Raw genomic sequence first — 11,541 nt, 5'->3', positions numbered from 1 at the left:
CTTTAATATTCGTCTTCATTCCAGAGATAATCTTCATCTGTTGGGTAATCAGACCAGATTTCTTCAATTGAGTCGTAAGAATCGCCTTCATCTTCTATCGCTTGTAGATTTTCAACAACTTCCAAAGGAGCTCCTGTTCTAATAGCGTAGTCAATTAATTCGTCTTTTGTTGCTGGCCAAGGCGCATCACTTAAATACGATGCCAATTCTAATGTCCAATACATTTCTTTATAGGTTTATTTTTTTGCAAAAATAAAATTATAGTTCATAAAGTCAAGAAAAAAGTGAATTAATTAAATAAAAATTTAAAAGAACTTATAGTTTCAATCGTTTAAGCCAAGTAGAACTAATTATTTATTCTGCAAAGTGTGTTACTCTAGGATTCTTTTTGCGGAATCCATTTTACTTCATCGGCTTGCAAGTCATAGGACAACTTTCGTGCCAACACAAAGAGGTAGTCAGAAAGTCGGTTTAGGTACTTTAAACTTTCAGGTTGAAAAGGTTCTATTTCGTTTAATGCACTTGCTAAACGTTCGGCTCTACGGCAAACACAACGTGCTATGTGACAGAATGACACGGTTTGATGTCCACCAGGTAATACAAAGTGCGTCATTGGAGGTAATGCTTCGTTCATAGCATCCATTTCTTGTTCTAATTTAGCAATGTTGCTTTCAGAAATCTTTGGAATATTTAAACGTTCTTTGCCGCTTTTCAAAACTGCTTTTTCAGGATCTGTAGCTAAAATAGCTCCAACAGTAAATAGTTTGTCTTGAATATCTATTAAAACATCTTTATAATGTTGGTTAATATTTTGATCTCTTATGAGTCCTAAGTGTGAGTTGAGTTCATCAACGGTTCCGTAGCTATCAATACGAATATGGTGTTTTGGAACACGTGTGCCACCAAAAAGTGCAGTTGTTCCTTTATCTCCTGTTTTTGTATATATTTTCATATATGCAAGTTAAAAGTTATAAGTTGAAAGTAAAAGTTTTATTGCAGTATGTTCTATACTTCTAATTTCTAGTGTCACTTTCGATTATGCCATCTCTAAGACGAATTACTCGTTTGGCATGTGCTGCGATATCTTCTTCATGGGTTACCATTATAACTGTGTTTCCTGCTTTGTGAATTTCATCAAAAAGCGTCATGATTTCATGACCAGTTTTTGAATCTAAATTTCCGGTAGGCTCATCGGCTAGAATAATTGAAGGTTTATTGACTAAAGCACGACCAACAGCAACACGTTGTCGTTGTCCACCAGACAATTGATTAGGTTTGTGGTCCATACGATCTGCTAGTCCAACATCTGTTAAAACTTCTTCAGCACGTTTATTACGATCTGATTTTGACATTCCTGCGTAAACCATTGGTAAAGCCACATTGTCTAGAGCAGTCGTTCTTGGTAATAAGTTAAAGGTTTGAAATACGAAACCAATTTCGGTGTTTCTAATATCGGCAAGTTGGTCATCAGTCATTTGACTAACGTCATTTCCATTAAGAATATAGGAGCCAGCTGTAGGAGTATCTAAGCAACCTAGTAAATTCATTAATGTAGATTTTCCAGAACCAGAAGGTCCCATTATGGCAACATAATCTCCTTGTTCGATATCTAAATCGATGCCTTTTAAAACATAAACTGTTTCTTGACCAAGTTGAAAATTTCGAATAATACCTCTAATTTCAATAACGTTGCTCATTCTTACCTAAGTTTTTATTAATGCATCTGCAAGATACAGATTTCAGTCCATAAGACGTGTTACATTTCTGTATGTTACAATCTGATGGTAAAATTTTCTTTAGCTTGTTCTTTTCTAAAAAAAACAAATCCCCAAAAAAAGGTATCAATACTAACAGTTACTTTAGGATGTTTTTTTATAATTTCCCAAGCGTCTACCATATTTTTTGACCAATGAATGTCATCAAATATAAATACAGAATCATTGTGTGTATTATCAATAAGTTTATGAAAGTATTGTAAAGTAGCTTTTTTATTGTGGTTGCCATCAAAAAATACTAAGTCAAAATGTTTCTCTTTTAATTCTGAAAGTGATGATGAAAACTCTCCAGTTTTTTGAGTGACATTTATAATATTGAACTCATTGAGTTGTTGTCTTGTGATTTCTGAAATATTCGGACAACCTTCAAGTGTTGTGACATGGTTTTTATAATAACCTAAAGCCATTGCTTGAGTTGCAATTCCTAGCGAAGTGCCAAGTTCTAAGGTGTGTTTTGGTTTTAAATAATTAACTAGTCTGAAAAGTAATTGGGTTCTTTTTAATGTAGATCCAGAGGTTTTAGCAATGGTATTAACGGCTCTTAAATTTGATTTAAAAACTCTTGATCCTGAACCGAAATCTGTAATTTTAATTTGCTTTTTGTTTTTTAATAATGCAGTTCTATAAGCTGAAAGTTTGGAATAATCGTCATGCTTTTTAGAATCATAAAAACATTTAGTAACTAAATTGTATACAAAAGGAGAGTGCACACCATGTTGATTGGTAGATTTGAATAAAAATTTTATGTATTCAATAATTTGAAACACTTATGATAATTAGTAGTTAGTAGTTAGTAGTTAGTGGTTAGTGGTGTGACGAATGATGTTTTACATAATTCAAAGTTAAAAGTTCTTTTAGGGTTTTTAAGCAACAGTCAACAGCCAGTTTAGGATTCAAATTTTTCGGCTAACTCAAACCAACGCATTTCTTTGTCTTCAATATCAGTAATGATATTTTGAAGTTGTTGTGAAAGCTCATTTATTTTGTCTTGAGATAATGAAGTGTCATTGAATTTTTCTTCTAAAGCCTTCTTGTCTAATTCTAAAGAACGAATTTTACTCTCTAAGTTTTTATATTCTTTCTGTTCATTATAAGATAACTTTTGGGCTTTGTTTTGATTTTCTTTTTTCTCTGTTTCAGTGGTGTTATTTGTAATTGGTTTAGATTCTTGAGGTTGAGATGATTCGTAAACTCTATAATCAGAATAATTACCTGGAAAATCTTGTACTTCGCCTTTACCTTTAAAAACGAACAAGTGATCTACAATCTTATCCATAAAATACCTGTCGTGAGATACAACCAGTAAACAACCTGGAAAATCGAGTAAGAACTCTTCAAGGATGTTAAGTGTAACGATATCCAAATCGTTTGTAGGTTCATCAAGAATTAAAAAATTAGGATTCTGAATTAAAACTGTACATAAATATAAACGTTTCTGTTCTCCACCACTTAATTTTTCAACAAAGTCATGTTGCTTTTTTCCATCAAAAAGAAAACGCTCTAGCAGTTGCTTTGCACTAATTTGTCTGCCTTTAGCTAAAGGAATAAATTCACCAAATGCTTTGATAACATCGATGACTTTTTGTTCAGGTTTTACTTCAATTCCGCCTTGTGTATAATAGCCAAATTTTACTGTGTCACCAACGATGATTTTTCCAGTATCTGGTTGTATGCTATGCGTTAGCATATTTAAAAATGTAGATTTTCCTGTCCCATTTTTTCCAATAATACCAATACGTTCACCACGCTTAAATACATATTCAAATCCGTTAAGAATAATTTTGTCTTTAAACGATTTTGAAACCTTATGAAACTCAACAATTTTGCTACCTAGACGTTCCATATTAATTTCAAGCTGAATTTTATGATCTTTGCGACGTTGGTGTGCTCGTTTTTTTATGTCTGAAAAATCGTCAATTCTCGATTTAGATTTCGTAGTTCTCGCCTTAGGTTGACGACGCATCCATTCAAGTTCCTTTTTATAAAGTTGTTTAGCTTTTCCAGTTTCAACTTGTTCTAATTGAATTCGAGCTTCTTTGTTTTCAAGGTAATAAGAATAGTTGCCTTTATAAGTATATAGTTTTCCGTGGTCAAGTTCAATGATTTCATTGCATACACGCTCTAAAAAGTAACGATCGTGTGTTACCATGAATAACGTAAACTGTGATTTTGAAAAATAGTGTTCTAACCATTCAATCATTTCTAAATCTAAATGGTTAGTAGGTTCGTCTAGCACAAGCACATCAGGATTACTAATTAAAGCTTGAGCTAAAGCTAACCTTTTTATTTGTCCGCCAGACATGGTACTAATCTTTTGGTTAAGATCGTCTAGTTTAAGTTGTGATAATATTTGTTTGAACTGCAATTCGAATTCCCAAGCATTATGAATGTCCATTTGTTCAAAAGCCTTTTGGTAAGCTTCTGTGTTTTCAGGATTCAATAGTGCTTTTTCATAGTTTTCAATAATTTTTAATTGAGGAGAGTCCGAACTAAAAATAGTATCATTAATGCTTGCGTTAGAATCGAATTGCGGTGATTGGGACAGAAATGAAATTCGCAAACCATTACGCATTACGACTTGTCCTGAATCGGGACTATCTTGACCTGAAAGAATGTTTAGAATAGACGTTTTTCCGCTTCCGTTTTTAGCAACAAAAGCTATTTTATCATCTTTATGAATGCTAAATGAGATATTAGAAAAGAGCTCTAATTCGCCATAAGATTTCGATATATTTTCAACAGTAATATAATTCAAAACAATTTTTTTACAAAGAAAGTGATATTACTCAAAAATACATCGAATAGTTTTGATATTAATAGCGATAAGTTATATTTGTCAAGCAACAAGTGGATTTAAAATGAAAAGAATATTATTGCTTTTAGGATTATTACTTTGTGTCTTGTCAACATCTTGTATACCATATAAAGATACAATCTACCTTCAAGAAAAAAATACGCCTTCAGATTCTACGCAAACAATGACAGAGCAACCAAAAGCTTATCGAATACAAATTAATGATATTTTGAATATTCGTATTAAAGTTTTAGATCAAGATAATGTGACTATTTTTAATCCTGTAGGAGAAGAAAGTTTAAATGCAAATAGTTCAGAACGTGCTTATTTTGATGGTTTTACAGTAGATCTTCATGGGAATATTAGAATTCCTGAACTAGGCAAAATAAATGTTTTAGGTTATACAACTGAAGAGGTTGAAAAGCAATTAAAGGAAAAACTTTTAGCCGAACAATTTAAAGAAACGGCTAACATATTTATAACTGTTAAACTATCGGGATTGCGTTACACAGCAAATGGCGAAGTTGGCAGTCCTGGTTCTGTGACACTTTTTCAAGATCGAGTTAATATTTTTGAAGCAATTGCAAATGTTGGTGAAATTCCAGTGACAGGTAATAAGAAAGAAGTTCAAATTATTAGACAATATCCTCAAGGTCAACAAATACATACTATCGACTTAACAGATGTTAATGTGATGAAATCAAAGTTTTATTACATTCAACCTAATGACATCATTTACGTAAAACCTTTAAGACAAAAATCATTAGGAACAGGACGTACAGCAGTTGAAACTTTTGGAACTATAGTTACTGTATTATCATTTATCACAACATCGATATTACTATTTTCAAGAATATAGATAATGGAGCACAACAACGAAGAATTTGATCATGGAGAATTAGGACGAGTAAGTTTTGATTTTAGAGGTTATCTATTTAAAATATTAAACCTATGGAAACTAGTGTTGTTGTCTATAGGAACAGCTCTTTTAATTGCCTACTTTATAAATGTAAGAAAGCAAAATGTATACAAGTTAGACTCGCTTATTTCTGTTGAAAATGATCAAAATCCTTTTTTTACAGCAAATACAAGTATTTCATTTAATTGGGGAGGTGTTTCTGGGAAGGTTGGAAAAATAATTACTGCAATAAAAACTAGAACTCATAATGAGAAAGTTGTAGATTCATTACAGTTCTACATGAACTATTTGGTTGAAGGTAAATACAGAAAAGTAGATATTTATAAAAAGGCACCATTTGATTTTGAAATAGATAAAACGAAACTTCAAATTATAGGTTATCCTATTGGAATACGTATGCTAAGCAATAATGAATTTGAAGTTTTTACAGAATTTGAAAACGCAAAAAGAAGTGCTCAGAAATATCAAGATAAATCTATTGAAAGTGTAACAGTACCAGTTGGTGTTTTTACTAAAAAATATAGAAGTGGAGAATTAGTAGAACTGCCATTTCTCAATGGACATTTAAATTTAAAAACGGATTCAAATATTAAAGTAGGATCTGAGTTTTTTATTCAATTTTTAAACTTTGATGCAGTTGTTAATAATTATAAAAAGAGTATTATAATTTCCCCACACTCTAAGTCTGCACCATCAGTCTTGCAGCTTCAGTTAGCAGGAACTAACAAATCAAAAATTGTTGATTTTTTAAATGCAACATCTAGAATTCTAACTGAGTCTGAGCTAGAAAAGAAAAACTTATATGCCACTAATACAATTAAATTTATTGATAGTAGTTTGGCTGCGGTTAATGAAAAGCTAAAGGATTTTACAGACGAGATGAATGAATTTAGAAAGAAGAACCAAGTATTTGATGTCACCGATGAGATTACTCAAATTTCTACTCAATTACGAGGGTATGATACAAGAAAAGAAGAAGAAGAATTAAAATTAAATTACCTAGATAATTTAGAAACCTATCTTAATACAAAAACCGATTATACTGAGATTGCTGCACCAACCAGTGTTGGAATACAAGAAAGTAATATATTGCGAAGTGTGTCAAATATACTTACATTGGCTGCAGAACGTCAAAATTTAGAGTATACAACAAAAGAAAGCTCAGGCTTGTTTAAAGAGTTAGATAAACAAATTGATTCTGAAAAAAACGTGCTTTTAGAATTAATAAAATCAACTAAAAAAACAATTGGGACGCAATTATTATCTCTTAATAGAAACATAGCTAATTTAGAAGCTAAGCTTAATGATTTACCAGAAGATCAACAACAGTTTTTGAAAATTCAACGAAAGCTAGATATTAGCCAAGCAGCGTATGATATTTATACAGCTAAGCGAAGTGAGGCTGCCATAGTAAAAGCTGCAAATATTTCTGATATACTAGTTATCGATGAAGCGAAAGACATTGGAGGAGGAAAAATTGGTCCTAACAAGTCACTCAATTACATGATGGCTTTAATGATGGGCTTTTTTATTCCAATGTTGTTAATTTTTATAGTTTTTTTATTAGATAACACCATTCATGGATCTGATGAGGTTGAACAATTATCTAAGATTCCTATTTTAGGTTTAATAGGGAAATATAGATATAAAAATAATTTAATAGTATTCGAAAAACCTAAATCTGCTGTTTCAGAATCCTTTAGAGCTATAAGATCCAGCTTGCAGTTTATTTATAAAAAACAAGGTAAAACAGAAGGGCGAACATTAATGATAACATCTTCAGTAAGTGGAGAGGGAAAAACCTTTTGCTCAATAAACATAGCAACTGTTTATGCTTTATCAGGAAAGAAAACAATACTATTGGGTCTTGATTTACGTAAGCCTAAGATATTTGGTGATTTTAATATACAAAATGATTTAGGTGTCGTTAATTACTTAATTGATGAACACACATTTGATGAAGTAAAATACTCAACTCATATTGAAAATTTAGATATTGTTCCTTCTGGACCAGTACCTCCAAACCCTTCTGAACTTTTAATGTCTGATAACATGCGTGATCTTATGGCTAATCTCAGACGAGATTATGATATGATTGTGTTAGATACACCTCCTTTAGGATTAGTCACTGACGCTCTTGAACTTACTCAATATGCAGACGCAACAATTTTTATGATTCGTTTAGATTACACTAAAAAAGGAATGTTATCACTTATAAATGCTAAGTATAGAACAGGTGAAGTCAAGAATATTAGTTTTGTTCTTAATTTCTACAAACATAAAACAAACCATAACTATGGTTATGGCTATGGTTATGGCTATGGTTATGGCTATGGTTATGGAGTGTATGGAAATGCTTATCATGAAAAGGATAAAAAATCAATTTTAAAACGGATTAAAAATTTATATAATCGCGTATAATTGTGATTACAAAAACTCAACTTAGAGTAAAACGATTTTTTGATTTAGTATTTTCTATAGTATTAATTCCAGTGTTGATTATTCCAATTGTATTATTTGTTGTTGTAGCAACTATTGAAACAAAACAGTTTGGTTTGTTTTTGCAAAAAAGAGTTGGGCAGCATGGAAAGCTATTTTATATCTTTAAAATAAGAACCTTACGAAAAGAAGAACATGCTTTAGGTCATTTAGATATGAGTGCTACTACCTTCGGAAAATTTTTAAGACAATATAAGTTAGATGAACTACCACAAATTTTTAATGTATTGGTAGGTCATATGGGTTTTGTAGGTCCTAGACCAGATGTTCCGGGTTTTGCAGATATTTTAGAAGGAGAGGATAGATTAATTTTAAAAGTGAAGCCAGGCATTACTGGTCCTGCAACTTTAAAATATAGAAATGAGGAAGAGATTCTGTCGCAACAACTTGACCCTGAAACTTACAATAGAACGATTATTTGGCCAGATAAAGTCAAAATAAATAAAAAATACATTGATAATTATAGTTTTTCTTTAGATTTGAACTTTATTTTAAAATCTATATTGAATTAAGATGAATAGCACACATAAAATAACAATTCTTGGTCTAGGCTATGTTGGTCTGCCACTTGCAGTGGAGTTTGCAAAAAAGTATATGGTCATTGGGTTTGATATCAATGAAAAACGTATTAATGAACTAAGAAGTGGAGTTGACAAAACTTTAGAAGTAGACGATGATCATTTAAAGTCTGTACTTACTTCTGATCCAAATTCTACTACAGGATTATTTATTACCAATGAAACAAATCATTTAGCAGATTCTAATGTCTATATTGTAACGGTTCCAACACCAACAGATGAACTTAAAAGACCTGTTTTTACTCCATTGATTAAAGCAAGTGAGAGTGTAGCTAAAGTGCTTAAAAAGGGAGATATTGTAATTTATGAATCTACAGTATATCCTGGAGCAACTGAAGATATTTGTGTGCCAATTTTAGAAGAAAACTCTGGTCTTAAATACAATACCGATTTTTATGCTGGCTACTCTCCAGAACGTATAAATCCAGGAGATAAAAAGCATACAGTAACAAAAATTCTTAAAGTAACTTCTGGTTCAACTCCAGAAATTGCTAAAATTGTTGACGACTTATATAAAAGTATTATCACTGCAGGAACACATTGTGCACCAACTATTAAAGTTGCAGAAGCTGCTAAAGTGATTGAGAATTCTCAAAGAGATATCAATATTGCTTTTGTGAATGAACTCTCTAAAATATTTAGATTACTAGACATCGATACTAAAGCAGTACTTGAAGCTGCTGGCACTAAATGGAATTTTATAAAATTTAGTCCAGGTCTTGTTGGAGGACATTGCATTGGTGTTGATCCTTATTATTTGGCTCAAAAGGCGATTGAGTCTGGTTATAACCCTGAAATTATTCTCGCTGGTCGTAAAATGAACGATAGTATGGGAGCTTATGTTGCTCAAGAAACGGTGAAGATGATGATTCAAAAAGGTGTTAGAATTAAAGGTTCTAATGTTTTAGTTTTAGGAATTACCTTCAAAGAAAATTGTCCAGATATAAGAAATTCTAGAGTGATAGATATTATTGAAGAATTTGAAACCTACAATACTAATATTGATGTTTTTGATCCTTGGGCTTCAAAAGAAGAAGTAAAGCATGAGTATGACTTTGATTTATTAGATGATGCTTCTCAATTGCGATCAGATTACGATGCAATTGTGCTTGCGGTTTCTCATAACGAATTTTTAGAGTTAGATTTACAAAAAATGAAATCAGATATAGGTGTGATTTTCGATGTTAAATCGTTATTACCTATACAATCAGTAGATGCTAGATTATAATGTACGAAAATAAATACCATTCAGAAGATTTAAGTCAGTTATCGTTTCTTGTTACTGGAGGAGGAGGTTTTATAGGTTCTAATATTGTTGAGTACCTTTTAAAGTATGGAGCAAAAAAAGTGCGTGTGCTTGACGATTTTTCAAATGGACATCGTGAAAACCTATTAGAGTTTTATAATAATCCTGCTTTTGAATTATTAGAAGGCGATATTAGAGATTTACAAACTTGTAAAGATGCAATGAAAGGTATAGATTATGTAACGCATCAAGCAGCCTTAGGTTCTGTTCCTCGTTCAATTAATGATCCAGCGACGACTAATGCAGTTAATATTTCAGGATTTTTGAATATGATGGTTGCTTTAAAAGAATCATCATCTGTAAAGCGCATGATTTACGCAGCGTCAAGTTCTACCTATGGAGATAGTCTTGAATTGCCTAAAGTTGAAGATAATATTGGTAAACCTTTATCTCCTTATGCAGTGACCAAATATGTAAACGAATTGTATGCTGATGTTTTTGGAAAAACATATGATACAGATGTTATAGGTTTAAGATATTTTAATGTGTTCGGACCAAAGCAAAGTCCTGATGGTGCTTATGCAGCAGTCATTCCTTTATTTATGCAAGCCTTAAAAGATAATACTTCACCTAAAATAAATGGCGATGGAGAGCAAACACGTGATTTTACGTTTGTTGATAATGCTGTGCAAGCCAATATAAAAGGGTTTTTTGCTTCAAAAGCAGCAAAAAATCAAGTGTATAATGTAGCATGTGGTGAACGAATTAGCATCAATTATTTATGGAATTCCCTTAAAGAATCTGCAAAGTCTAATGTAGATGCTATTTATGGACCACCAAGATTAGGTGATGTTAGAGATTCTTTAGCTAACATTTCTAAAGCTGAAAACCTATTAGATTATAAACCACAATTTACAGTTAAAGAAGGGTTACATATCACTTGGAATTATTTTAAAGATAAAGTATAAGCATGTATGATATACTAACTAATTTTTTTAGGAGTAAAGTCAGTAATAAAAAGATTGTTTTTGTTATTGGTTCTGGACGTTCAGGCACTCATTTATTGGGAAGAACCATAGGCAATCTAGAAATTTTTGATGCGTACATAGAAGATGAAAAACTGTTTAATAAAGTTACCGAAGTAGCTGTTAACCCTAACAGAAATTTAAAAGATATTAAGCACATATTAAAGCTTTATGAAGGTGTGTTTAATAAGGCTAACAAAACCCGTATTTTAGAAAAAACTCATCCAAATATTTGGTTGGTTGAACCCTTAAAAGAGCATTTTAACGATGCTAAATTCATAGGCATTAAAAGAGATGTTTACGCCACAGTCGCTAGCATGTTAAATCATTCAGGTGTTTTAAGTTGGTATAATAGATTGCCTTTAAATGAAGTCAATCCTTTTTTAGGAATTAACAACGAAAACAAAGATGTTTTTAGTAAGTTACCCATTGAAAGTAAATGCGCTTTGCGTTGGAAATCTCATATTGAAAGACTAAATTATTTGGAAGAAAAATATCCACATGAAGTTTATGTAGTTAAATATGAAGATTTTTATCATGATTATGATTTTTTAATGAAAAACATTTCTGCTTTTTTAGAAGTAGATGTACCAATTAAATCTGAAAAATTAAATACAGATAGTATTGATAAATGGAAAACATTTTTGACTGCAGAACAGATTAACAACATTGAAAATGTAATAATCGGAAATTACAATTATTAAT

General features: G+C 31.4%; 11 protein-coding genes. 6 read left to right on the top strand and 5 right to left on the bottom strand.

From position 1 onward, the window contains the following. Nucleotides 1-2: 2 nt before the first annotated feature. The 5 genes from ACP15M_RS10235 to ACP15M_RS10215 all read right to left on the bottom strand — a co-directional run bounded on the left by ACP15M_RS10235 (nt 3) and on the right by ACP15M_RS10215 (nt 4,530). Entirely contained in the window at nt 3-224 is a 222-nt protein-coding gene (locus ACP15M_RS10235; protein ID WP_010177336.1) for a DUF2795 domain-containing protein, read from the bottom strand. A gap of 152 nt (nt 225-376) precedes the next feature. Next, nucleotides 377-952, bottom strand: coding sequence for a cob(I)yrinic acid a,c-diamide adenosyltransferase (locus ACP15M_RS10230; protein WP_425077116.1), 576 nt, complete (start codon nt 950-952; stop codon nt 377-379). Nucleotides 953-1,013: 61 nt separating this feature from the next. Continuing rightward, nucleotides 1,014-1,697 carry an ABC transporter ATP-binding protein gene (locus tag ACP15M_RS10225; protein ID WP_425077115.1) on the bottom strand — a complete coding sequence of 228 codons (684 nt, stop codon included), beginning with the start codon at nt 1,695-1,697 and terminating at the stop codon, nt 1,014-1,016. A gap of 74 nt (nt 1,698-1,771) precedes the next feature. Then, nucleotides 1,772-2,542: an O-methyltransferase gene (locus tag ACP15M_RS10220; RefSeq protein WP_425077114.1), complete on the bottom strand. Its 771-nt coding sequence runs from the start codon at nt 2,540-2,542 to the stop codon at nt 1,772-1,774. A gap of 119 nt (nt 2,543-2,661) precedes the next feature. Further along, complete coding sequence (locus tag ACP15M_RS10215) at nt 2,662-4,530, bottom strand: ABC-F family ATP-binding cassette domain-containing protein (protein ID WP_425077113.1); 1,869 nt, start codon at nt 4,528-4,530, stop codon at nt 2,662-2,664. Nucleotides 4,531-4,633: 103 nt separating this feature from the next. Here ACP15M_RS10215 and ACP15M_RS10210 point away from each other — a divergent pair, with 103 nt between their 5' ends. From ACP15M_RS10210 to ACP15M_RS10185, 6 genes are read left to right on the top strand one after another with little or no spacing between them, the layout of a single operon-like run. After that, nucleotides 4,634-5,428 (top strand): polysaccharide biosynthesis/export family protein, encoded by a 795-nt coding sequence (locus tag ACP15M_RS10210; RefSeq protein WP_425077112.1) that lies wholly within the window; start codon nt 4,634-4,636, stop codon nt 5,426-5,428. Between the two features lie 3 nt (nt 5,429-5,431). Next, nucleotides 5,432-7,909: a polysaccharide biosynthesis tyrosine autokinase gene (locus tag ACP15M_RS10205; RefSeq protein WP_425077111.1), complete on the top strand. Its 2,478-nt coding sequence runs from the start codon at nt 5,432-5,434 to the stop codon at nt 7,907-7,909. A 2-nt stretch (nt 7,910-7,911) separates the two neighbouring features. Continuing rightward, nucleotides 7,912-8,499 (top strand): sugar transferase, encoded by a 588-nt coding sequence (locus ACP15M_RS10200; protein ID WP_425077110.1) that lies wholly within the window; start codon nt 7,912-7,914, stop codon nt 8,497-8,499. A 1-nt stretch (nt 8,500) separates the two neighbouring features. Further along, a complete protein-coding gene (locus ACP15M_RS10195) occupies nt 8,501-9,793 on the top strand; it encodes a nucleotide sugar dehydrogenase (protein ID WP_425077109.1) in 1,293 nt (430 codons plus the stop codon). Continuing rightward, nucleotides 9,793-10,779, top strand: coding sequence for an SDR family oxidoreductase (locus ACP15M_RS10190; protein ID WP_425077108.1), 987 nt, complete (start codon nt 9,793-9,795; stop codon nt 10,777-10,779). Before ACP15M_RS10195 ends, ACP15M_RS10190 begins: the two co-directional genes overlap by 1 nt. Nucleotides 10,780-10,781: 2 nt before the next feature. After that, nucleotides 10,782-11,540 (top strand): sulfotransferase, encoded by a 759-nt coding sequence (locus tag ACP15M_RS10185; protein ID WP_425077107.1) that lies wholly within the window; start codon nt 10,782-10,784, stop codon nt 11,538-11,540. Nucleotide 11,541 lies beyond the last annotated feature (1 nt).

Source organism: Psychroserpens sp. S379A, from assembly GCF_049800755.1.
Classification (GTDB): Bacteria; Bacteroidota; Bacteroidia; order Flavobacteriales; family Flavobacteriaceae; genus Psychroserpens.
Note: the sequence above shows the minus strand (reverse complement) of the source record. Positions and strands in the feature narration are given on the sequence as shown.

What these genes read in the sequence shown, in the direction of transcription:
- ACP15M_RS10210 (WP_425077112.1), top strand. Translation starts at nt 4,634, where the DNA reads ATGAAAAGAATATTATTGCTTTTAGGATTATTACTTTGTGTCTTGTCA.
- ACP15M_RS10195 (WP_425077109.1), top strand. Translation starts at nt 8,501, where the DNA reads ATGAATAGCACACATAAAATAACAATTCTTGGTCTAGGCTATGTTGGT.
- ACP15M_RS10205 (WP_425077111.1), top strand. Translation starts at nt 5,432, where the DNA reads ATGGAGCACAACAACGAAGAATTTGATCATGGAGAATTAGGACGAGTA.
- ACP15M_RS10225 (WP_425077115.1), bottom strand. Translation starts at nt 1,697, where the DNA reads ATGAGCAACGTTATTGAAATTAGAGGTATTATTCGAAATTTTCAACTT.
- ACP15M_RS10190 (WP_425077108.1), top strand. Translation starts at nt 9,793, where the DNA reads ATGTACGAAAATAAATACCATTCAGAAGATTTAAGTCAGTTATCGTTT.
- ACP15M_RS10230 (WP_425077116.1), bottom strand. Translation starts at nt 952, where the DNA reads ATGAAAATATATACAAAAACAGGAGATAAAGGAACAACTGCACTTTTT.
- ACP15M_RS10235 (WP_010177336.1), bottom strand. Translation starts at nt 224, where the DNA reads ATGTATTGGACATTAGAATTGGCATCGTATTTAAGTGATGCGCCTTGG.
- ACP15M_RS10185 (WP_425077107.1), top strand. Translation starts at nt 10,782, where the DNA reads ATGTATGATATACTAACTAATTTTTTTAGGAGTAAAGTCAGTAATAAA.